The sequence below is a fragment of the Legionella taurinensis genome (assembly GCF_900452865.1).
GTDB lineage: Bacteria > Pseudomonadota > Gammaproteobacteria > Legionellales > Legionellaceae > Legionella_C > Legionella_C taurinensis.
Genome location: NZ_UGOZ01000001.1, coordinates 2,417,522 through 2,438,484 on the forward strand (window position 1 = coordinate 2,417,522; position 20,963 = coordinate 2,438,484).

A 20,963-nucleotide genomic window follows, 5' to 3' on the forward strand; every position below is an offset into this window, starting at 1 on the left:
TAAATTACATTAATGTATAAACTTGTTTGGTTTCCTGTCACCAAAAAATACCTGCACCTTATACTGCATCAGGCCCCACAAATAAAGCGAAATGTCCGCAATATTTTGCCTCCTCCCCCAACTCATGGTATCATCGCCAATCGCGCCGATTTGAATAACTCAGCTTGCGGGCGCTCAAAAGTTAAAGTAGTACTTCAATTTTTGTAAACACGGCTAAAGCGGGCTTCAGTATACCCCCTTAGCATCCCCCGCTGCGCTACTTCGTTAGGTTATATAAATGATTGAATTAGTTGGATTAAATAAATCCTATGCGGACACCATCGCGCTCCGTGATATTAATCTTTTTATCCAGGAAGGCGAAATTTTTGGCATTATTGGCCGAAGCGGGGCTGGGAAATCGACCCTGTTGCGAACCATTAATTTACTGGAGCGGCCCGATCAGGGTGAAGTCATCATCGATAATCAAACGCTGACTAACCTCAACAATGCCCAATTACGTCAGGCGCGCCACAAAATGGCGATGATTTTTCAGCATTTCAATCTTCTGCAGTCCAAAACCGTCTACGACAACATTGCCCTGCCCATGCGTATTCAAGGCATGGATGAAGATCAAATCCGAATTAAAATTAATGAATTGTTGCCTTTAGTGGAATTGCAGGACAAAAAGGAGGCTTACCCCTCTCAATTAAGTGGTGGGCAAAAACAGCGGGTGGCCATTGCCAGAGCCTTAAGCTGCTCCCCCAAAATCCTGTTATGCGATGAAGCCACTTCCGCGCTGGATCCGGAAACCACCGACGCCATTCTCGAATTATTAAAAAAAATCAACAAACTCTATGGCATCACCATCGTCCTTATCACTCATGAAATGGAAGTGGTTAAACGCATTTGCCATCGCCTCGCGGTTATGGAAGGAGGCCAGATTATTGAGATGACAGCCTTGAATGAAGTCTTCAATAATCCCCTAAGCCAGGCGAGAAAAATGCTTTACGCCCAGTTAAGCCCGCCATTGCCCGCCTGCTTAACCAGCCATTTAAGCGCCGTAGAAAGCGACAAGCCGGTTATTCGTTTATTTTTCCATGGTGAGAGCGCCACGGTGCCTTTCATCAGTAAAACCAGCCGCGAGCTGCACATCGACATTAATATTCTGCTGGCCAATATTGACCGCTTCGATGCCGTCACCTGTGGCGTTCTGATTGTTGAATTGCATGCCAATCAGAGCCTGCTTCAGCAGTTTATCCAGCGATGCAATGATGCCAATTTAACCGTGGAGATTCTAGGTTATGTCACTGACACTATTTTATGATTTACTGCAAGCCAGTCTGGAAACCCTCTATATGGTGACCATCAGCACCCTGCTGGCTTTTGCCTTGGGCCTTCCTCTGGGGACCCTGCTGTTCAGCAGCAGCAAAATCAAACCGCACCCCCTGCTTCATAAAAGCATCAGTGGTTTGATTAATATGAGCCGTTCCATTCCATTTATTATTTTACTCGTGGCCTTAATTCCGTTCACCCGGTTACTGGTAGGCACCTCCATCGGCATTAACGCCGCCATCGTGCCCCTGACACTGGGTGCGACGCCTTTTTTTGCCAGACTGGTTGAAAACGTGTATCAGAATCTGCCTGCTGGCCTTATCGAAACCGGTTTTTCCATGGGGGCAACAACCTGGCAAATGATTCGTCACATTCTGATTCCCGAAGCCTTGCCTGCCTTAATTCAGGCCATTACGGTGACTGCCATTGCCCTGGTCAATTATTCCGCCATGGCCGGCACGGTCGGCGGCGGCGGTTTGGGTGATTTGGCCATTCGTTATGGTTATCAACGATTTAATGTGGGAATTATGTTGGCGACTGTCGTCATTCTGATTATGATTGTGCAACTGTTGCAAATGGGCGGTGATAAACTGGCCCGCCATCTCTCGCATCGATAGGTTTAAAAAGCATTTTAGGGAGTTCATGCCATGCGTTTATTGAGTATTCTGATTCTGGCTGTGGGTTTAGTCGCCTGCAACAAACCCTCACCCAACACATTAACCATCGGCACCATTGCCGGGCCGGAAACCGATCTGGTCGACGTGGCTAAAGAGCAGGCGCTTAAGGATTATGGCCTGACCATTAAAATTGTGGAATTTAATGACTACAACCTGCCCAATGAGGCCCTGCAGGACGGAAGTCTCGATGCCAACGTGTACCAGCATTTACCTTACCTGCAGGCTGCCATCAAAGCGCACGGTTATAATCTGGAAGCAATAGGCAAAACCTTTGTTTACCCCACGGGCATTTACTCATCCAAATACAAGTCACTGAAAAAGCTGCCCGAGAATGCCATTATCGCCATTCCCAATGATCCCAGTAACGAGGCCCGTGCGTTAATCCTTCTGCAAAAAGCCAAGCTGATTACGCTGAAACACACCACCACGGCGACCACCGATGACATCGCTTCCAATCCCAAACACCTGCAAATCAAAGAACTGGATGCCGCGCAGTTGCCTCGCGTCCTGAGTGATGTCGATGCCGCCGTGATCAATACCAATTTTGCAGTTCCCGCCGGTTTAAGCCCATCGCGTGATGCCCTCTTTCTGGAAGGCAAGGATTCTCCCTACGCCAACCTGATTGTCATCCGCCGTGACAGCGACAAACGAAGCCAATTGGAACAATTTGTCAAAGCCATGAACTCCAATCCAGTCAAAGAAAAAGCCAAGGAATTGTTTGGCGATGCGGCGATTCCAGCCTGGGATGAAAAAAATTAATCATCAGTTAAGCTTTAACTGATATAATTTTGATATGGATTAAAACGCGGAAGAGATTATGCCATTGCCGACCTTTGTTCCTTTTGGAAAATTACGCAATTACCTGAATGCGGAAAAAGAGCTTATCAAGCATTTTGGACCGCGCGCCGAAGAAGTCTATTTTGAAATGTACAGCGATAGCGTCAACTTCAATGCCGGGTTAACCGGCATTGGCGCTTTTGATGCATTCTCCCAATCCAGAATGCAAAAAGTCACGGACTTTGGCAAACTCAAATTACCCAACGGTTCCACGCTGGATGAAAAACTGAATGCCACAACCCCCGAAGTGACTGCGGTTAAAACTCAACTCGAAGACGCGCTGAAAGCAGACCAGAACCTGTCCAACGCCATCAAGGCATTTAACCGCCAAGCCAAGGCACTGAATGCCATTGTCACGGACAATCTCCCCAAGAATCTGGCGAAAAACAATGCCCAATCTGCCAGTTTTAACCCCGAAGCCGTGGGTTCTGAATTACATAAACTGCAAAGCGAGGCCACCAAGGCCATTAAAGCGCAGCATCAGCTGGAATTGAACAAGCTTGAAGCCCTGTTTAAAGACACTACCTTTGTCAATAACTTAAAAACAAGCCTGGGTGTAACCGATGTCGATCTTCCTGAAGTTCAGAAAGGGATGACTGACGCCCTTAAAAAGCGCCAGGGCGAGGATCTCGATAAATTTGAAAAAGCGGTCAAGGGTGATATGGACAAGCTCTATAAAGCCTCTCAGGATGAGTATTTTCGTATTTCCTTTTTAGCCGATCTGTACCGCAACAAGCAAAATAAGGCTGCCATCGATGCCCTGGCAGAAAAAAACCGCAAAACCCAGGAAAGCACCGCCATTCACGTTGGTATTGATGCCAATAAGGGCCTGGCAACGTTTAAAAACGTGCGCGTGGAAGATTTAAAAGGCTTTTTAAGTTATACCGGCCGTCAAATTAACATTGAAGAACAAAAAGGCAAAGACAACAAATCTGAAACCGTCCTGACAATGACTTTACCCAAGTGGGGTTTGAATTATTACTACGGTTCCGAAGACAAAGTCCTTGGCGACATGACTACCATTGCCGCGGCCGTACGAGCCTGCGGTCACGATTCCATTGTCATGGATGTCAATTACAAATCCTATCAAACCAACAGCAAGGGCGAACCGGACAATAAACACGTGATGGATCTGGCCCGCAAAGCTTACGAAGGCGCGCTCAAAGCCGGTTTTCCGCCGGATAAAATCACCATCAATGTCAATGGCGAAGCGAAAAAAGCGAATGAATTGTTCGCTGAGTATCCTAACCGCTTGAAGCTGATGGAGGATAAAGCCGTCACCGACAATCAACGCCGTGAACAGTACGTTAAACGCGCATCCGGTCCGGAAGCAACACGCGACTTCAAAGACAGAATAACTAAAATTGCCGAAGCCCAGGAAAAAGCCGAAGCCCAGCAGCAACAACAGCAGCAAACGACGCAACAGCTCCCCGCGCCCTGATCCAACGGATGTTGACTAAAAAATTCCACTGTTCCTCGCAGTGGAATTCTGTTACTTTGTTCCTGATGCCTTACTCGTCATAAATGGATTAGGTTGTCTTCTGTATCCAGTCTCTGGATTACCTCCCTTAGACAATCACACTCAGCAATGGAGAATGCAATGAGTTCACAAACTTTTGATGATTTTGAGACCGAGGTTGACGATTTCAGTGACAATCCTGATGCCATTCTTATTGAAAGCAGTCCCACTACCAAATTGGAAAGACGACGCCGTATTGAAGAATTGGCCGAAGAAAAGCGCCTGCGGGAAGAATTAGCCGAATACAATTACGTTTGACTGCACGTCCTCCCTCTCCGACGGGAGGGAGTATTGCACTGCGATTTCTCCGCGAAACAACACACACGCTCCGCTTATCTCAACCTCAGACTAGGGCAAATAAATATCAAACCGTACCGTTTTACCTTCAATGCGTCGAGAAGGCTTGACCAACGGCTCAGCGTGCTGCGGCCACTTAACCACCACCCGCTGCCTGACCCTGCGTCTTGCCAGAGTCAATAAAGCCAGGGCGTCTTTATCTTCGCCTATCAGTTGCTGCAAACTCTGCATGTCTTTTTTAACCAGCGCCGATTTGTCGCGCGGCGGATGCATGGGATCCATGTAAATAACGTCAGGGTATTCAGACTCCGTCAATTCATTCAAATACTGAAGGGCATCCTGATGCTGAATGTGCAAATGCAACACCTCCTGAGAGCGCAGATCACGACGCGCCAAGGCATCTGCCAGCAAAGCAGCCATCACAACATTGCGCTCCAGCATGTGCACGTCGGCGCCAAAACTGGCCAATATGGCCGCGTCACGCCCCCATCCTGCGGTCACATCCAGCAGGCGCATACCCGCAACGGGTTTACAGGCTTTCACCAACCCCTGCTGCTTACCGGCATCCCGCCGTCTCTGCCAGAGCCTGCTGCTGAAATCCGCATACTGGGGTTTAAACCCCTGAATGTGCAACTCCAGCCGCTCGGCGGTGAACACCAACCGATTGGGGGCTTGATTGTCAAGGGGTAAGTGCAATGATGCCGCCAACGCCTGCGCCTGCACGCGCAGGGCCTCTTCCGCGTAGCCTATGGCGAAGTCATGCATGGGATTGGACAAGGAATTCATCCACAAAAGCCGCCAGCGAAGGGTAAACAGGAACCTCCGGGTAGTGCATTAACAAAGCCCGGTCTGTCATGGGTGACAGTACCATGATGGGTGTCGCACCCACCGCCTGCGCGGCCTGAATGTCCGACACCCGATCACCGACAAACAATAAATTATCGGGCGTGCATTGGAAATAATCGGCCAGTTTCAGCAGCATACCCGGTTGGGGCTTGCGGCAGTCACAGCCGGAATCAGGCAAATGGATGCAGTATTCAATCGCCAGAATGTCCCCACCCGCTTCACGTACTGTCGCCAGCATTTTGGCGTGGATAGCCTGTAACTCGGCTTCGCTGTAGTAGCCGCGCGACACACCCGATTGATTGGTGGCCACACCAATTTGATACCCGGCCCGTGTTAAACGGGCAATGGCCTTGAGGCTTTCAGGGATAGGAATAAACTCATTCACCGACTTGATGTAGTGCAGAGAATCCTGGTTAATGATGCCATCCCTGTCCAAAATGATGCATTTCTTCATCCGTTGCTGCTGCCGGGCAATTGCAACAGTGAAATATCGGCAACGCCTTGTAACACCGTTTGCAGTTGTTTTAACAGATGGAGGCGATTCATGCGGATTTGCTCATCGTCAACCATCACCATAACCTGATCAAAAAAGGCATCCACTGGTTCCCGCAAGCGAGCGAGCTGATTTAGGATGGCACTGTAATCGCCCTTCTGATACAGCGGCTTAATGTGGTCTTCAATCTGATTCAAATGGGTGTAAAGCGCATGCTCAGCGCCCTCTTCCAATAAGGACACCATCAGGGCCGTACCGGCTGTCATGGGTTCTGCCTGTTGCAGAATGTTATTAACTCGCTTACAGGCGGCACTCAACACGGACGCTTCGGGCCGGGTGACAAAATCAGCCAGGGCCGTCACACGGCGATCAAAATCATACAACCAGTCATCCTGACGTGCTTTCACCGCCTGCACCAAATCGCCAGAAACACCCTTGGCTTGATAAAAGGATTGCAGACGCTCAAGAATGAAGCCTTTGATTTCATTGAGGCTTTCTTCCTGCTGGTTAATCACGTCCCCATACGCCGCTTTGCTTTGGTTGATTAATGCCTGCAAGGAAATGCGTGCAGGCGTGGACAGCAACAGGCGAACGACAGCCAGGGCATGACGGCGTAATTTAAATGGATCTTTGACGCCAGACGGCTTCTGTCCGATGGCAAAAATGCCCACCAGCGTGTCCAGGCGATCAGCAAGCGATAATGCCAGACCCAGGGGTGTGGCCGGTAAGGCATCCCCCGAAAAACGCGGCAGGTATTGTTCGTTTAAAGCCACCGCAACGTCACGATCTTCGCCATCATGCAAAGCGTAATAATACCCCATTAATCCCTGCAATTCCGGAAATTCACCGACCATCCCCGTCATTAAATCGCATTTACTGAGTTCGGCCGCTCGATGAGCCTGAGCCTCACGTAATTCCAATGGAGTAATGAGGTTGTTTATCAGCGACTGAATGCGCTGTGCCTTGTCAGCCAGGGTGCCCAAGCGCGCCTGGAAAACGACTTTTTCCGTGGCTGCCTTGTGCTGACTCAAGGCCTGCTTTTTATCCTGATCGAAAAAGAATGCCGCATCGCTTAAGCGGGCACGCATGACTTTTTCATTGCCGGCGATCACTTGTGAAGGATTGGTGCTGTTGATGTTGGCAACCGCGACAAAGTGCGGCAACAATTTCCCCTGACTGTCTGCCAGAGCAAAGCATTTCTGATGCGATTGCATGGATGCAATCAACGCTTCCGGCGGCACCTGTAAAAACTCAGGAGCAAAGCTGGCCAACAAGGGCTTGGGCCATTCGACAATGGCAGCCACTTCATCCAGCAGTGAATCGGACATGATGGCTTTAGCCTGGTGTTTTGTCGCCAGCGCCTCGACGTCGTCCTTTATCTGCTGGCGCCGTTTTTCAGGGTCCACCATAACCAGAGCCTTAGCCAGTGTTTCTTCGTAGGCGTCTGGCTTCGTTAAATGAATGGCTTCAGGGTGATGAAAACGGTGACCGTAAGTCGTTTGTCCCGCCGGCACGCCCAATACGGTGCAAGGAATCACCTCTTCACCCAAAAGCATGACTATCCAATGGACTGGCCGTGCAAATTCAACCTCGCCATCCCCCCAGCGCATGGGTTTGGCGATGGGCAGTGCGGCAACAGCCTGGTTTATCAATTCAGGCAACAGGTCTTTGGTTTTAGCCCCTTTGGCGACTGTGTCATGCACCAACCATTCGCCCTTGTCGGTTTTAAGCACAGTCAACTCACTGATGTCCACACCACAGGATTTAGCGAAGCCCAACAGGGCTTTGGTTGGCTGTCCCTGATTGTCGTAGGCGGCATTGAGGGCAGGTCCGCGACGCGATAACTGTTGTTGCGGCTGCTCTTCCGGCAATTGGGTAATGAGCAGCGCCAGACGTCTTGGGCTGGCAAAGGGATGGATCGCTTGATACGTCAGCTGCGCCTTATCGAAAGCCGCCTTGACGTTGTCCGCCAGCGCAGAGGCCAGATTTTTAACCGCTGCAAAGGGTAATTCTTCACACCCTATTTCAAATAAAAAATCATTCAACTTCATGTGACACCTTCAGCATGGGGAAACCCAGGGTTTCGCGCGCCTGATAATAAGCCTGGGCTACTGCTCTGGAAAGTTGCCTCACCCGTAAAATGTAACGTTGCCTTTCCGTCACCGAAATGGCGCGCCGCGCATCGAGGAGATTAAAGGCGTGCGAGGCCTTCATCACCATTTCATAGGCAGGCAACGGTAAATTCAAAGCAATCAGTTTTTCGGCTTCCTGTTCATAATAATCAAATTGTTGAAACAACGCGTCCACGTTGGCATGCTCAAAATTGAACGCCGACATTTCCACTTCATTCTGATGAAACACATCACCGTAAGTGACGAGCCCCTGTGCCGTATGCGCCCAGGGCAAATCAAAGAGATTATCGACCCCTAAAACGTACATGGCCAAACGCTCAAGGCCATAAGTCAACTCGCCCGTCACCGGCTTGCAGGGGAGTCCTCCCACCTGTTGAAAATACGTAAATTGCGACACTTCCATGCCGTTTTGCCAGACTTCCCAACCGAGGCCCCAGGCCCCAAGCGTTGGCGACTCCCAGTTGTCCTCGACAAAGCGGATATCATCCGCCAGAGGATCAACACCGAGAGCCCGCAGGGAATCAAGGTATTTGTCCTGAATATCCAGCGGCGATGGTTTTAAAATCACTTGAAACTGGTAGTAATGCTGTACTCGATTTGGATTTTCGCCATAGCGCCCATCCGCAGGCCGTCGCGACGGTTGCACGTAGGCTGCAGACCAGGGTTCAGGTCCAATCGCCCGAAGAAAGGTCGCGGGATGAAAGGTTCCGGCACCGACTTCCATGTCCAGGGGTTGCAATATTACGCAGCCTCTTGCTGCCCAGAATTGTTGCAACGTCAGAATAATATCCTGGAAAGTACTGGGTTTTGTCATAGTGTTCTCAACTAACTGATTGGCATCCTGAAATTCCGATGACACTGAATGGACTAAGGAATTTCCGGCAGACTGTCAGGCAATCTGCCGGCAAAAAGCATTAACTGGAGGAGGCTTTTTTAATCAGATCCTGCAGCGCCTGTTCGCTGGCAGCACCCGGGATAAACGCCGGCGTGGTTCCGGTTTTGAATTGACCCGCAGGTGTTGACGCAATGATAAACGCAGGCGTACCCATGAGTCGCAGTTTTTCAGCCAGCTCACGGTTCGCACTCAAGGCGTCTTTGACAGCCTGGCTGTCCATGTCCGTTTTAAATTTGGTCATGTCCAGACCGACAGATTTCGCCGTGTCCATAATGATTTTCTCATTCAGACGGCCTTCCTGCTTGAGCAGTGCTTCGTGCATGGGTTGGTATTTGCCCTGCAAAGCGGCTGCGAGTGCCGCGCGTGAAGCCATGTCCGAACTGCTGCCGAAAATGGGGAATTCCTTGAACACCACGCGCAGGTTGCTGTCTTTCTTAATCAAAGCGGCAACAATGGGCGCCATTTTTTTACAGTGAATGCACTGGTAATCAAAAAACTCAACCAGCGTCACATTGCCTTTTGGATTACCTAAAACGGTCATTTTATCGCTGAATAACTGCGAGGCATTTTCAAGGATAGCGGCCTGAGCCTGTTGCTGCATGCTGGCCTGTTGTTTTTCCTGTAAGGCTTTAGACGCTTCCAGCAACACTTCGGGATTATTGACCAAATAATCATGCACAACTTTTTCGATGGCTTTTTTCTGGTCATCTGACATGGTGTTATCAGCGGCCATTACAACGGGTGATGCGACTGCAGCCAGGAGTGCACCGGCAGTCATTAGACTTTTAAGCTTCACGTAATTCCCCTTAATTGATGTAATAAACTCAAAACCCAAGCGACGTCATTTATTTTTCGCCACACGAACCGTAGCACCGGATGGCCTGAAATTCAAGCCCAGGGATGCCATCCGCGCACATTCTTCTTGCAGATCTTTTAAAAAGAACAATTTTCAGCAAGGGTTAAATTGGCATAGGCTAACACCAGCCATTTCACGCCATGATCGGCAAATTTAATCTGCACACGCGTATGCGCGCCGCTGCCTTCCACAGAGATCACAACCCCTTGACCGAATTTCGCATGCGAAACATTCTGCCCGAGTTTCAATCCCGCCTCACTGGCTGCCACCGCTGCAACCGAAGACGACTTGGGCGATGAGGAAGGCGCTGACTGATAATGAGCCTTCACCCTGACTTCATCCAGCAATTCAGCGGGCAGTTCGCGGAGAAAACGGGATGGGCGGTGGTATTCTTCCCGTCCATACTGACGCCGGACTTCCGCATAGGAAAGCATGAGTTTCTCCATGGCGCGCGTCATTCCGACATAACACAGGCGGCGCTCCTCTTCCAGACGGCCGGGCTCTTCGATGGATTGCTTGCCGGGAAATACGCCTTCTTCCATGCCCGCGAGAAACACCATGGGAAATTCCAGTCCTTTGGCGGCATGCAGGGTCATTAAGTGCACGTAACGCTCATGTTCTGCCGCCTGCATTTCGCCGGCCTCTAATGAGGCATGGGCCAGGAAAGCAACCAGTAAAGGGAGTTCCTCATCGACATCCTGTTCATAACGGAACTGTTTGGCCGCGTTAATCAATTCCTGCAGGTTATCGAGACGCGATTCTGATTTATCCCCCTTGATCTTGGAGAAGTGCGCGTATAAACCACTGCCGTTAATCACTTCGGAGAGTTGCTCATCCAATTCCAGGTATTGCGTTTTAGCCTGCAATCCACGGATGAGCTGGATGAACTTTTCCAAGGCAGTGGCGGCCCGTTGCGGCAATCCACCCTGAGCCAGCAATTCGCCGGCGGCCTGCCAGAGAGACCCCTGACAGTTCCTGGCCAGCTGGCGCAATTCATCCAGCGTCTTTTCACCAATGCCCCGCGTGGGAAAATTCACCACGCGTTCAAAGGCGGTATCGTCATCCGGATTTGCCAGTAAGCGCAGGTAAGCCAGGGTGTCTTTAATCTCCGCCCGCTCAAAAAAGCGCACGCCGCCATAAATGCGGTACGCAATTCCGGCCCTTAATAAGGCTTCCTCAATGACTCGCGACTGGGCATTGGAGCGATAGAGAATGGCAATCTCGTCCGCGCTGCGCCCATCGTGAATGGCCATCTGGATGCGCTCGCTGATAAACCGGGCTTCATCCAATTCGTTAAACGCGGCGTAGACCATGATTTTTTCGCCGGCGCTGCCTTCGGTCCATAATTCCTTGCCCATGCGGGACTGGTTATTGTTAATTAACGCATTGGCGGCATCGAGGATGGTGGCGGTTGAACGGTAATTCTGTTCCAGACGCACAACCAGCGTGTTGTGGAAGTCCTGTGAGAATTGCTGAATGTTTTCAACTTTGGCCCCCCGCCAGCCGTAAATGGACTGGTCATCATCTCCCACAGCCATGACGGATGCGCCCTGCCCTGCCAGCAGACGGATCCAGGCGTATTGAATGGTGTTGGTATCCTGAAACTCATCCACCAGAATGGCGCGGAAACGGTGTTGGTAGTGTTGCAGAATGTCCGGGTTGTCACGCAGAAGCTCATGCGTACGCAGAAGCAATTCGGCAAAATCCACCACCCCGGCCGTCTGGCAGGCCTGCTCATACGCCTGATAAATCTGGATTAAGGTACGTGTAGGTCCAAAGGATTGCGCATGGATGTGCTGCGGGCGAAGCCCCTCGTCTTTCCTGCCGTTGATGAATGCCTGAGCCTGCTTGACAGGCCATTGATCGTCATCGAGATTCAGCGCCGCAATGACTCGTTTAATCACCCGCGCCTGGTCTTCACTGTCAAGAATATGAAACTCAGCGGGCAAACGGGCATCCTGATGATGACGGCGCAAAATTCGATGACAGAGACCATGGAAAGTTCCAACCCAGAATCCAGCCAGAGACACCGGCAGCAGATGGCTTAAACGCGCCTTCATTTCCCCAGCGGCCTTGTTGGTGAAGGTAACCGCCAGAATGGAATGGGGAGAGAAATGATGTTCCTGAATAAGCCAGGCTATGCGGCTGACCAGTACACGCGTTTTACCGCTCCCGGCACCGGCGAGTACCAGCGTATTACCCAAAGGCGCAACAACCGCCTGTCGTTGTCTGTCATTCAGCCCTTTCAGTAAAGCATCCACGGTCATTGATTCACTTCCAACAAAAGAAAGGCGTTATTATGTTAAATTTAGCAGTCAAACACCAGCTTGGACGGCGAACGGGCCAACGGCAAATAAATTCCCCGCGAATCTTTGCCAAGTTGCGCAGGTGAGGTATAAGATTAATAAAAATACCCGAGTCGTCTATGCATACTTTATATCCAGCAATCCAACCCTACAAACGGCATGAACTGGCCGTCAACCCCCTTCATACCCTGTACCTTGAAGAAACCGGCAATCCCGAAGGGTTGCCCGTGATGGTGCTTCATCCCGGTCCAGGAGCTGGTGGAAGCGCCTACTTACGCCGTTTTTTTGATCCGCAGGTTTACCGCATCATCATTTTTGATCAGCGCGGTTGCGGCCGTTCCGCCCCACATTCTGAAATCAGGGACAACACCACTCAGGACCTGCTGGATGACATCGATGCAATCCGAACCCATTTGGGCATTAGCCGGTTTATGCTTTTTGGTGGCGGTTGGGGCTCTCTGCTGGCGCTGCTTTATGCCGAGCTTTACCCTCAGCAAATCGGCGGTTTACTGTTGCACCGTATTTTTTTAGGCCGCCCCCGCGACGTGGCCTGGTTTTATCAACAGGGCGCCAGTCTGATTTACCCAGACTACTGGCAGGAATTCTTAAGCATCGTGCCCGTGGAAAGACGCGGGGAAATTCCCCAGTATTATGCCGAATGCCTCCAAGGCAATAATGAACTGGCGCGCATGAGCGCGGCTAAAAACTGGGCCCTGTGGCAGGCGCGCTGCAGCAGCCTGCAGCCGCATTTAAGTGTCATTGATCAATACAGCGAACCGCATTTTGCCCTCGCACTGGCGACACTGGAGTCGCACTACATTGTCAACCACTATTTTATTGAAGAAAATCAGGTGTTAAACAACGCCCAAAAAATCCGCCATGTCCCCACCTACCTCGTCCATGGCCGTTACGACATGGTCTGTCCACTGGCGGGCGCCTGGGATTTACATCGGGCTCTGCCCACGTCCAATTTGAGCATTGTCAGGGATGCGGGGCATTCCGATCGCGAGGCAGGCATCATTGATGCGCTGGTTTGTGCCGCCAAGGAAATGGCTCGTCAGGGGTCTGATGCATGCTGACTGTCATTCAACGCGTGAAGGAAGCCCGGGTGGAAGTCAACAACGCCACCATCGGCGCCATCAACCACGGCCTGTTAATCCTGTGTGGGTTTGAAATCACCGACAGCCTGACCACCTTAGCGGCCATGCTTGAGAAATGCCTGAACTACCGCCTGTTCAGTGACGAGCAGGGCAAAATGAATTTGAACCTTCGCCAGGTGGAAGGCGGCCTGCTGCTGGTACCGCAATTTACTTTAGTCGCAGACACCCGTAAGGGATTGCGACCCAGTTTTTCCAAAGCCGCGCCCCCCTCGCAGGGGCAAATGCTGTTTGAAGAACTGCTCATTCTGGCCAGACAACATTATTCCCTCGTCGCCAGCGGCCAATTCGGGGCAGACATGCAGGTTCATCTCTGCAACGACGGGCCGGTGACCTTTGTGATGCAATTTTAATTTTGAGGTGGTCTGCATCCGGATTCTGGTGTAACATCAGATTTACTCCCTCAAAAAACCGTTAAATTATGCGTTTAATTGCGAGTCTAACCACACTGGCAAGTGCTTTACTGTTGTCAGGCTGCTTTCATAAAGGTCCCAACCCAGATGACCCTTATGAATCGCTTAACCGCAAAATTTATCGTTTTAATAATGCCTTTGACGCCACCATTTTAAAACCGCCAGCCCGCCTTTATAAGGCCGTCCTGCCCGATCCGGTAAGGGCCAGCATCAATAATGCCTACAATAACATCAATATGATTCCTACTGTGGCCAACGACGTGCTGCAATGGGAATGGCGTTATGCGATTAAAGACACCTGGCGTTTTGTCGTTAACTCCACCTTTGGTATTGGCGGGTTATTTGATGTGGCTGATAAACGCTTTGGTTTGCCGCCCCACAGCAACGATCTGGGGCTCACGTTCGCCAAGTGGGGAGATAAAAAATCCCCCTTCATCATGATACCTTTGATGGGACCAAGCACCATTCGCGATGGCATGGGCATGTTGTTTGAATACACAGTGATAACCCCCTACCCCTACATCGGCAATGACGCGGTGATTTATGGTTTAATTGGCCTGCGTTATGTTGATTTACGCTCACAACTTTTTGAAACCGAACGCCTGATGAGCGAGGCGCTCGATCCTTACGCTTTCCTGCGCGATGCCTACCTGCAGCATCGTCATTACCGTATTACCGGCCAACAGGGAGCAGCCCTGGCGGCAAACGGCGATGACAGCAATGACGGCAGTGATTACGTGGATGATGAAGGCAGCGACGAGAATCTGGGTACTGATTACGTGGATGAAGACGAGGCTTAAGGCATTATGGCGTTGCATGTTGTTCTGTACCAACCGGAAATTCCTCCCAACACCGGGAACATTATTCGGCTTTGCGCCAATTCCGGCGCCCAATTGCATTTGATTCACCCCTTAGGCTTTACTCTCGATGACAAGCGCATGCGGCGTGCCGGCCTTGACTATCACGAGTGGGCTCAGGTCATTCATTATGCCAATGATGCCGAATTCATAGAAAAAAATCAGCATCGGCGTATTTTTGCCTGCTCCACCAAAGGCACCGCCGCTTATCACGAGATTGACTATCAACACGACGACATGCTGCTTTTTGGTCCTGAAACCCGCGGACTTCCCGAACAGGTGCGCGAACGGTATGCCGTTATCCGCATTCCCATGCAACCGAACAGCCGCAGTTTGAATTTGTCCAATTCGGTCGCCATTATCCTCTTTGAAGCGTTAAGACAGCTCAATTTCAGCGAGTAAACCAGCGTACAAAACACCATTGATTTATTTTTGCTCAAATCATTCTTGACACTCTTTAACCGCCATCTACACTTAAATAGCACAAAATTTGTTCTATTTGATGGGGTATAGCACATGAGTACAGTCATTCACCCTTCTGCGATCGTCGATGAAAAAGCCATCCTGGGTCAGCATGTTAGCATTGGACCTTACAGCATAATTGGCCCGGATGTGACCTTAGGCGATCATGTTCACATTGACTCCCACGTGGTCATCAAAGGCCATACGCAAATTGGCAGCCACACGTGCGTGCATCCCTTCGCCTGTCTGGGCGATGTGCCGCAGGTAAGAAATTACACCGAAGAAGACTCCCTGTTGGTTATTGGTGAGCACAACTACATCGGTCAGTATGTCACCATTAATGGCGGCACATCCAAGGATCAGGGCGTCACACGCATTGGCGATCACAACATGTTCATGGCTTGCGCGCATATCGCCCATGACTGCCAGATAGGGAATCATGTCACGCTGGCCAATGCCGTCTTGTTGGCAGGACACGTCCATATCGATGATTACGCGGTTCTGGGAGGCGCTTCCGTGGTTGCACAATATGTTCACATCGGTAAGGCCGCCATGATGTCCGGTGCGTCATCCATTGCCAATGATCTCATTCCTTATGGGTATGCAGAAGGTTTTCGCGCCGCGCTCGATTCCATTAACATCATCGGCATGAAACGTTTGGGAATCGACAGAAGCGAAATTCACGCGATGCTGTATTTTTTCAAAACCGTGTTTTTCCGAAAACACGACAACCATGAGTCGTTCCTGGACCGTCTGGAACGATACAAAACAGAGGACGCGATCCATTGGGACAGCATTATGGAGGTCCTTCGGTTCATCGAGCATCGTTCAAAAAAATCACTGTGCATGCCATCCGGTTCAGCGCATTAGCCTAAACTTTTTGTAAGAACACGGCCTGTCTCAGACAGGCCGTGCGTTAATTCAGTTTCTGTTTGATCTCAGCTAAACAACGCAGGTAATCACCGGTGATGTCTTCTGAGGTTTCCGCCATGATTTCGCGGGCGCAGGTGGGGCTGGTCACATTGATTTCGGTTAAATAATCACCAATCACATCGATGCCCACAAAATAAAGTCCTTTGGCTTTAAGCGTGGGGGCAATCTGTTCACATAACCAACGATCCCTCGCCGTAATCGCAACCACTTCACCGCGGGCGCCGGCAGCAAGATTACCCCGCAACTCCCCCTTGGCGGGAATACGAGCCAACGCGTAAGCCGCCGGTTCGCCATTGATCAACAAAATGCGTTTATCGCCGCCGGTGACAATGTCGGGAATGTATTGCTGTGCCATGATCATGGTGCTTTGCGAGTGGGTTAAGACCTCGAGGATGACCGATAAATTTTTTCCGTGTTTATCGACATGAAAGATGGAATTGCCCCCCATGCCTTCCAGGGGTTTGTAAATCACATCCCGGTGTTGCTCCCAAAACTGACGCAGTATAGCTATGTCGCGGCTGACTAAGGTCGGCGGACAACATTGCGGAAAATGAAGGGTGAAGAATTTTTCATTGGCGTCACGAAGGCTTTGCGGTTTATTCGCCACCAGGACACCGGTTTTTTCTGCCAGTTCCAGAGCATAGGTGGCATAGATGTATTCCATGTCAAAGGGGGGATCCTTTCGCATCAGAATCACATCAAACTCAGCAAGCGGCTTTTCCCCCAGCGGGGTGATTGTGGCCCAATCCGGTTTGGTGTCGTCATCGGCCACCTGAATGGAGGAGACCCGCGCATAGGCCTGCCCTTCACGGCAGAGCAACTCCTTAAGCGTAAAATAAACACAAGACCAGCCCAATTGCTGGGCACTGCGTATCATGCCGACTGTTGTGTCTTTATAGGGTTTTAATAAATGGGGCGCATCCATGACAACAGCCAGCTTCATTATTCACCTCCAACGGCAGCGATTTCACGGGCTGCCGCCAGCGCCGCCAGACGGGCAATGACGCCATAGGCATAAAAGCGGTTAGGGCACTCCACGGGATCCAGATCATCCCTTGGCATATTACAGGCCTGAGCAAAAGCCAGAGGCTCAAAATGCATGCCGGGCGCATTTAAATTTTCATCACTGCCCCGTCCCTGATGCACCCGATAAAAACCGCCAACCACAAAGGGGCCAATCATGTACACCACCGGCTCTGCGACAGCCCCATCCGGCATGGCTTCAAAACTGTAAACGCCTTCCTGAATGATGACTCGCTCGACTTTCTGGCTGCCTTTGCTCGCGGCCATTTTCGTGCGTTGCTTGCGATTTAATTGCCGCAATTGTTCCGCATCATGCACCATCATCACGCTCATGCCGTACGTGCCATTATCCGCCTTGACCACCACGAACGGTTTTTCTTCAATTCCATAGGTGGTGTATTTATCCTGAATGACTTTCAGCAATTGCTCCGTCTCATTTGCCAGGTTATCAACCCCTTCCTGCGCCATAAAATCAATGCGGTCCACCGCTTTGAAGTAGGGATTAATAAACCAGGGATCAAGATTCACAAGGTGTGAAAACTCCTGTGCAACTTCTTCAAAAAACGTGAAGTGGCTTGATTTCAGGCGACTGGACCACCCCAATTTCGCCGTAGGAACAATGCGCTGCTCCAGGCCCTTTAAACTGTCCGGCACACCGGTGGATAAATCATTATTCAACACCAGCAGGCAAGGATTGAAATCACGCAGCCCAAGACGATTGTTATCACGAATGACGGGTTCGATTAACAGCGTCACCCCATTGTCAGTTACTATTTCCTGCGGCGTAGTCACTTCCGGATCCAGGCTGCCAATACGGACGACAAAGCCCGACTTCACCAGGATATCGCGGAGGACACTCAGGCTTTGCATGTAAAAACGATTGCGCGTGTGGTTTTCGGGAAGCAATAAAATTTGTCGGCATTCAGGCTGATAATCCACCAGGGTTGCCTGAGCGGCCTGAATACAAAGCGGCAGAAAATCGCGGTTTAAATTATTAAATCCAGCCGGGAATAAATTGGTATCCACCGGAGCCAGTTTAAAACCGGCATGGCGCAAATCCACTGAAGAAGTAAGCGATGGCGGCGTGAGTTGCCACTGTTGGCGAAACCAGGATTCAATGGCCGCTACCTGGCTTAAAATGACTTTTTCAACATGGTACAGCGGGCCGCAATGGGCGGTGGTTAAATGAGGCACTGGGACATCGTGTGGGTGCATACTTTCTTCCTCGATCATGATGTGGGGGTAGACGATAGTAACGTAAGTGGGCGGCAGAATGAAGAATAGTCAGCCCCCGCCAAAAATGGCATAATGGTACTCTTTGGCCATTGGCAGGCTTGTCAGAACAGCTGAACAAGGCTTGTTGACTATAGCTTTTTACGCATAGCAACGCAAATTGCTGCCAACCGGCCTGACAGACTCGTTAGAATAAAGGATTCAATGAACTCATTTAATTCACTGAAAGCCCTGATGCTGCTCATTTTACTGGGATTCATCTGGGGTTCAGGCTATAGCCTTGCGCGCTACGCCATGACCCATGACGTCCCGCCCCTGGGTTATTCATTCTGGCAAGCGCTGGGGCCCGCGATCATTCTGACGTTGAGCGGCCTGTTTACTAAAAACAACCCGTTGTGGCAGAGGCAGCATTGGCCCTATTTTTTTGTCTGCGGTCTTTCAGGCATCGCCATTCCCAATACCAACATGTATTTTATTGCCAGCCATCTGCCGGCAGGCCTGCTCGCCGTCTTGGTCAACACGGTTCCACTGCTGGTCTATCCGCTGGCGCTGGTCACCCGGCAGGAGCGTTTTGATCGCTGGCGGATTCTAGCCTTGCTGATGGGTGTGGCCGGCATTGTCATGATCATCGCGCCAGGCAGCAGCGGCCTGATGTCCGGCTGGACACTGCTGGCTTTAATCAGTCCTTTAGGCTTTGCCCTCTGCTCCATTTACATTGGTGTGAGACAACCCGCCGAGCTCAATGCTATCCAGGCAGCGAGCGGCATGTTGCTGGCAGCTTCTCTGCTGTTAACGCCTCTGGTGATTCAACAGCACGCGTTCTATTCTCTGACGCCACCGTTTACGACGGCGAAGCAAGTGATTATTCTTGAAATTCTGCTTTCCAGCGCCGGCTATTTTATTTTCTTTAAACTCATTCGCCTCGCAGGCCCCGTTTTTTACAGTTTAACCGGCGGCGTCGTAGCCCTGACCGGGCTCTTCTGGGGCTTTGTCATTTTCGCAGAAGTACCGAATTCCGTGCAGCAGTTGGCCATGCTCTGTGTCATCGCCGCTATTTTTCTGCTGTCGTGGCGGCAATCAAGACAAACCCGGGAGGTGCAGCATGTTGAATGAATGGGCGCAGCAGTACAGTAATCAGATAGAGACCCTTCAATACCTGCTGTTGATTATCAATGCCTTGCTGCATCTTTTCTTTGCTGGGGCCGTGGCACGTGATGCAGGCAATCTTTATAAGCTCGGGCAGCGCACAGCGCTGGTTTCAGCCGGAACCTGGGCTTTTGCGACGTTATTGGGCGGGGTAGTGACTGCCGCCATTTACTGGTTCATTCACCACTCCACCTTGACAAGACCAACACTCAACTACAACAGGGAAATGCCATGACCGACAATCCGATTAAAACCATCAGCAGCCATGAATTGAAGAAGCGCTGGGACAATAACTCTTCTCTTTGCGTCATCGATGTACGGGAACTGGATGAATGGCAGGAAGTCCACATTCCTGGCGCGCACCACATTCCAAAAGATGAAATTGCCAGCCGCATCAAAGACGTAGCGCCCGATCTTGATTCCCCGGTGTATTTGCATTGCAAAGGCGGCGTGCGTTCGTTAACGGCTGCGCAAACGCTTAAAGATTTAGGCTACACAGCGCTTTATTCTCTGGATGGCGGGATTATGGATTGGATGAAAGCGGGATATCCGGTTGACCGATAAAGGAAACACCCCTCTGCGGAGGGGTGTCCTGGACTATCAGCTGTTGCTTGGTTGTGTAGTCACAACGTTTTTTTCTTCAGTTTTCTCTGCTTTGCTGTTTGCCCCCCAAATGAAAGAAGACAGATTACTTCTTACTGATTGCAGCATACTCGGGTGTTTTTCTCTCTCAGCTCTTTTCAGTTCCTCAGCCTCTGCCTGGAGTTCCTTTTCTGTTTTTGTATGGGCTGAGCTAAATACAGTCTGACTATAACGCTCTTTCAATGCCACCATGTGAGTATGGTATTTATTCACGTCAAGGCCATCTACTTTAAAAGCATGGTCTTTGCGCACTTTATCACCAACTTTTCCACTTTCATAAACTACGCTATTAAAGAACTGCCACGCAGCTAAAACCATGGAATCCGCAGCGGCTACATCCAGCAGGTTTTCAGTCTGGCCTTTTTCAAGTGTATCGCCTTTCTCTGTTTCACCAATCATGCTTTTTAAAAGACGGCTTAAATAACCTGATTGTTCCCTGGCCTCTTTAATTTCTTCTCGGAGGATATGTACAAAGCCAGTTATCACTTTGGCTCGACGCGTTGCGTCCATCTTTTCATTTTTATCAATTTCGGAAAAGACATTTTCGATCACTTCCAATTGAATTTGGCGATGCTTACGGGCCGGGGGCAAATGATGTATATCGGTGGCTTCATGGCGAGCACAGTAAAGACGTTTCGTTTCTGTCCAGTTGTCTTTCAATTCTGAGTATGATTTGTATTGAAAACCCATCTTCTTTCTCCTTAAACTCCATTAATAGGTTCCGGTGTCAAGATCGCACCGAAAAGTTAGTGTATACGAATTAAACCAATTCGTCATGGCTTTTCTTTAAACGGCTTAATCAATTTACAACCTGCTGATATAATGGAAAATCCTCCTTGAGTTTATATTTTTTAAAATCAAAATGAGCAAATATTAGACTAAATTTACATCCAGGAAAAGCCCAATCAATTGGTCTCCCTTCTTTCGT

At 50.2% G+C, this 20,963-nt stretch carries 22 protein-coding genes; 13 read left to right on the forward strand and 9 right to left on the reverse strand.

The window, feature by feature from the left end; all coding sequences use genetic code 11:
• Nucleotides 1-277 precede the first annotated feature (277 nt).
• The 5 genes from DYE45_RS10970 to DYE45_RS14785 all read left to right on the forward strand — a co-directional run bounded on the left by DYE45_RS10970 (nucleotide 278) and on the right by DYE45_RS14785 (nucleotide 4,602).
• The gene (locus DYE45_RS10970; protein ID WP_108290559.1) at nucleotides 278-1,303 is read left to right on the forward strand and encodes a methionine ABC transporter ATP-binding protein; all 1,026 of its coding nucleotides are present in this window, start codon (nucleotides 278-280) and stop codon (nucleotides 1,301-1,303) included.
• A complete protein-coding gene (locus DYE45_RS10975) occupies nucleotides 1,281-1,928 on the forward strand; it encodes a methionine ABC transporter permease (protein WP_058531100.1) in 648 nt (215 codons plus the stop codon). Before DYE45_RS10970 ends, DYE45_RS10975 begins: the two co-directional genes overlap by 23 nt.
• Nucleotides 1,929-1,958: 30 nt before the next feature.
• Nucleotides 1,959-2,747, forward strand: coding sequence for a MetQ/NlpA family ABC transporter substrate-binding protein (locus DYE45_RS10980; protein ID WP_108290561.1), 789 nt, complete (start codon nucleotides 1,959-1,961; stop codon nucleotides 2,745-2,747).
• 58 nt (nucleotides 2,748-2,805) lie between these two features.
• Nucleotides 2,806-4,266, forward strand: coding sequence for a hypothetical protein (locus DYE45_RS10985; protein WP_108290563.1), 1,461 nt, complete (start codon nucleotides 2,806-2,808; stop codon nucleotides 4,264-4,266).
• A 159-nt stretch (nucleotides 4,267-4,425) separates the two neighbouring features.
• Nucleotides 4,426-4,602 (forward strand): PA3496 family putative envelope integrity protein, encoded by a 177-nt coding sequence (locus DYE45_RS14785; RefSeq protein WP_165481662.1) that lies wholly within the window; start codon nucleotides 4,426-4,428, stop codon nucleotides 4,600-4,602.
• Nucleotides 4,603-4,692: 90 nt separating this feature from the next.
• Here DYE45_RS14785 and DYE45_RS10990 read toward each other — a convergent pair whose 3' ends face one another.
• The 6 genes from DYE45_RS10990 to uvrD all read right to left on the reverse strand — a co-directional run bounded on the left by DYE45_RS10990 (nucleotide 4,693) and on the right by uvrD (nucleotide 12,130).
• Entirely contained in the window at nucleotides 4,693-5,406 is a 714-nt protein-coding gene (locus DYE45_RS10990) for a class I SAM-dependent methyltransferase (protein ID WP_108290565.1), read from the reverse strand.
• Nucleotides 5,399-5,941 (reverse strand): D-glycero-beta-D-manno-heptose 1,7-bisphosphate 7-phosphatase, encoded by a 543-nt coding sequence (gene gmhB, locus DYE45_RS10995; RefSeq protein ID WP_108290567.1) that lies wholly within the window; start codon nucleotides 5,939-5,941, stop codon nucleotides 5,399-5,401. The genes DYE45_RS10990 and gmhB overlap by 8 nt, the downstream gene beginning before the upstream one ends.
• The gene (glyS, locus tag DYE45_RS11000) at nucleotides 5,938-8,031 is read right to left on the reverse strand and encodes a glycine--tRNA ligase subunit beta (protein WP_108290569.1); all 2,094 of its coding nucleotides are present in this window, start codon (nucleotides 8,029-8,031) and stop codon (nucleotides 5,938-5,940) included. The genes gmhB and glyS overlap by 4 nt, the downstream gene beginning before the upstream one ends.
• Complete coding sequence (gene glyQ, locus DYE45_RS11005) at nucleotides 8,018-8,926, reverse strand: glycine--tRNA ligase subunit alpha (RefSeq protein WP_108290571.1); 909 nt, start codon at nucleotides 8,924-8,926, stop codon at nucleotides 8,018-8,020. The genes glyS and glyQ overlap by 14 nt, the downstream gene beginning before the upstream one ends.
• A gap of 100 nt (nucleotides 8,927-9,026) precedes the next feature.
• On the reverse strand, nucleotides 9,027-9,803 hold the full coding sequence (locus DYE45_RS11010) for a DsbA family protein (RefSeq protein WP_108290573.1): 777 nt from the start codon (nucleotides 9,801-9,803) through the stop codon (nucleotides 9,027-9,029).
• A gap of 137 nt (nucleotides 9,804-9,940) precedes the next feature.
• Nucleotides 9,941-12,130: a DNA helicase II gene (uvrD, locus tag DYE45_RS11015; protein WP_108290575.1), complete on the reverse strand. Its 2,190-nt coding sequence runs from the start codon at nucleotides 12,128-12,130 to the stop codon at nucleotides 9,941-9,943.
• 158 nt (nucleotides 12,131-12,288) lie between these two features.
• Between uvrD and pip the strand changes: the two genes are divergently transcribed.
• The 5 genes from pip (at nucleotide 12,289) to lpxA (ending at nucleotide 15,928) form a co-directional block, all read left to right on the forward strand.
• On the forward strand, nucleotides 12,289-13,248 hold the full coding sequence (pip, locus tag DYE45_RS11020; RefSeq protein ID WP_108290577.1) for a prolyl aminopeptidase: 960 nt from the start codon (nucleotides 12,289-12,291) through the stop codon (nucleotides 13,246-13,248).
• Nucleotides 13,242-13,679, forward strand: coding sequence for a D-aminoacyl-tRNA deacylase (gene dtd / locus DYE45_RS11025; protein ID WP_108290579.1), 438 nt, complete (start codon nucleotides 13,242-13,244; stop codon nucleotides 13,677-13,679). Before pip ends, dtd begins: the two co-directional genes overlap by 7 nt.
• A gap of 68 nt (nucleotides 13,680-13,747) precedes the next feature.
• Nucleotides 13,748-14,539, forward strand: a complete 792-nt coding sequence (locus DYE45_RS11030; protein ID WP_108290581.1) for an MlaA family lipoprotein — start codon at nucleotides 13,748-13,750, stop codon at nucleotides 14,537-14,539.
• A gap of 6 nt (nucleotides 14,540-14,545) precedes the next feature.
• A complete protein-coding gene (gene trmL, locus DYE45_RS11035; RefSeq protein WP_108290583.1) occupies nucleotides 14,546-14,998 on the forward strand; it encodes a tRNA (uridine(34)/cytosine(34)/5-carboxymethylaminomethyluridine(34)-2'-O)-methyltransferase TrmL in 453 nt (150 codons plus the stop codon).
• A 114-nt stretch (nucleotides 14,999-15,112) separates the two neighbouring features.
• Nucleotides 15,113-15,928 (forward strand): acyl-ACP--UDP-N-acetylglucosamine O-acyltransferase, encoded by an 816-nt coding sequence (gene lpxA / locus DYE45_RS11040; protein WP_108290585.1) that lies wholly within the window; start codon nucleotides 15,113-15,115, stop codon nucleotides 15,926-15,928.
• Nucleotides 15,929-15,974: 46 nt separating this feature from the next.
• Here lpxA and gshB read toward each other — a convergent pair whose 3' ends face one another.
• Nucleotides 15,975-16,934, reverse strand: coding sequence for a glutathione synthase (gene gshB, locus DYE45_RS11045; RefSeq protein WP_108290587.1), 960 nt, complete (start codon nucleotides 16,932-16,934; stop codon nucleotides 15,975-15,977).
• A complete protein-coding gene (gene gshA, locus DYE45_RS11050) occupies nucleotides 16,934-18,229 on the reverse strand; it encodes a glutamate--cysteine ligase (RefSeq protein WP_108290589.1) in 1,296 nt (431 codons plus the stop codon). Before gshA ends, gshB begins: the two co-directional genes overlap by 1 nt.
• 222 nt (nucleotides 18,230-18,451) lie before the next feature.
• On the opposite strand from gshA, the gene DYE45_RS11055 reads away from it, so the two are divergent.
• Genes DYE45_RS11055 through DYE45_RS11065 form a run of 3 tightly spaced genes read left to right on the forward strand, consistent with a single transcriptional unit; the run spans nucleotide 18,452 to nucleotide 19,957 of the window.
• The gene (locus DYE45_RS11055; RefSeq protein ID WP_108290591.1) at nucleotides 18,452-19,360 is read left to right on the forward strand and encodes a DMT family transporter; all 909 of its coding nucleotides are present in this window, start codon (nucleotides 18,452-18,454) and stop codon (nucleotides 19,358-19,360) included.
• Nucleotides 19,350-19,628, forward strand: coding sequence for a hypothetical protein (locus tag DYE45_RS11060; RefSeq protein WP_108290593.1), 279 nt, complete (start codon nucleotides 19,350-19,352; stop codon nucleotides 19,626-19,628). The genes DYE45_RS11055 and DYE45_RS11060 overlap by 11 nt, the downstream gene beginning before the upstream one ends.
• Nucleotides 19,625-19,957, forward strand: coding sequence for a rhodanese-like domain-containing protein (locus tag DYE45_RS11065; protein ID WP_108290595.1), 333 nt, complete (start codon nucleotides 19,625-19,627; stop codon nucleotides 19,955-19,957). The genes DYE45_RS11060 and DYE45_RS11065 overlap by 4 nt, the downstream gene beginning before the upstream one ends.
• A 36-nt stretch (nucleotides 19,958-19,993) precedes the next feature.
• Here the strand turns inward: DYE45_RS11065 and DYE45_RS11070 are convergent, their stop codons facing one another.
• Nucleotides 19,994-20,725, reverse strand: coding sequence for a hypothetical protein (locus DYE45_RS11070; RefSeq protein WP_108290597.1), 732 nt, complete (start codon nucleotides 20,723-20,725; stop codon nucleotides 19,994-19,996).
• Nucleotides 20,726-20,963 lie beyond the last annotated feature (238 nt).

Excerpts from the sequence above, each read along its gene's own strand:
- glyS (WP_108290569.1), bottom strand. The coding sequence starts at position 8,031 with ATGAAGTTGAATGATTTTTTATTTGAAATAGGGTGTGAAGAATTACCC.
- gshB (WP_108290587.1), bottom strand. The coding sequence starts at position 16,934 with ATGAAGCTGGCTGTTGTCATGGATGCGCCCCATTTATTAAAACCCTAT.
- trmL (WP_108290583.1), top strand. The coding sequence starts at position 14,546 with ATGGCGTTGCATGTTGTTCTGTACCAACCGGAAATTCCTCCCAACACC.
- glyQ (WP_108290571.1), bottom strand. The coding sequence starts at position 8,926 with ATGACAAAACCCAGTACTTTCCAGGATATTATTCTGACGTTGCAACAA.
- DYE45_RS10980 (WP_108290561.1), top strand. The coding sequence starts at position 1,959 with ATGCGTTTATTGAGTATTCTGATTCTGGCTGTGGGTTTAGTCGCCTGC.
- gshA (WP_108290589.1), bottom strand. The coding sequence starts at position 18,229 with ATGCACCCACACGATGTCCCAGTGCCTCATTTAACCACCGCCCATTGC.
- uvrD (WP_108290575.1), bottom strand. The coding sequence starts at position 12,130 with ATGACCGTGGATGCTTTACTGAAAGGGCTGAATGACAGACAACGACAG.
- DYE45_RS11070 (WP_108290597.1), bottom strand. The coding sequence starts at position 20,725 with ATGGGTTTTCAATACAAATCATACTCAGAATTGAAAGACAACTGGACA.
- DYE45_RS14785 (WP_165481662.1), top strand. The coding sequence starts at position 4,426 with ATGAGTTCACAAACTTTTGATGATTTTGAGACCGAGGTTGACGATTTC.
- DYE45_RS11030 (WP_108290581.1), top strand. The coding sequence starts at position 13,748 with ATGCGTTTAATTGCGAGTCTAACCACACTGGCAAGTGCTTTACTGTTG.
- gmhB (WP_108290567.1), bottom strand. The coding sequence starts at position 5,941 with ATGAAGAAATGCATCATTTTGGACAGGGATGGCATCATTAACCAGGAT.
- DYE45_RS11055 (WP_108290591.1), top strand. The coding sequence starts at position 18,452 with ATGAACTCATTTAATTCACTGAAAGCCCTGATGCTGCTCATTTTACTG.
- DYE45_RS10975 (WP_058531100.1), top strand. The coding sequence starts at position 1,281 with ATGTCACTGACACTATTTTATGATTTACTGCAAGCCAGTCTGGAAACC.
- lpxA (WP_108290585.1), top strand. The coding sequence starts at position 15,113 with ATGAGTACAGTCATTCACCCTTCTGCGATCGTCGATGAAAAAGCCATC.
- DYE45_RS10985 (WP_108290563.1), top strand. The coding sequence starts at position 2,806 with ATGCCATTGCCGACCTTTGTTCCTTTTGGAAAATTACGCAATTACCTG.
- DYE45_RS11060 (WP_108290593.1), top strand. The coding sequence starts at position 19,350 with ATGTTGAATGAATGGGCGCAGCAGTACAGTAATCAGATAGAGACCCTT.
- DYE45_RS11065 (WP_108290595.1), top strand. The coding sequence starts at position 19,625 with ATGACCGACAATCCGATTAAAACCATCAGCAGCCATGAATTGAAGAAG.
- DYE45_RS10970 (WP_108290559.1), top strand. The coding sequence starts at position 278 with ATGATTGAATTAGTTGGATTAAATAAATCCTATGCGGACACCATCGCG.
- dtd (WP_108290579.1), top strand. The coding sequence starts at position 13,242 with ATGCTGACTGTCATTCAACGCGTGAAGGAAGCCCGGGTGGAAGTCAAC.
- DYE45_RS10990 (WP_108290565.1), bottom strand. The coding sequence starts at position 5,406 with ATGCATGACTTCGCCATAGGCTACGCGGAAGAGGCCCTGCGCGTGCAG.
- pip (WP_108290577.1), top strand. The coding sequence starts at position 12,289 with ATGCATACTTTATATCCAGCAATCCAACCCTACAAACGGCATGAACTG.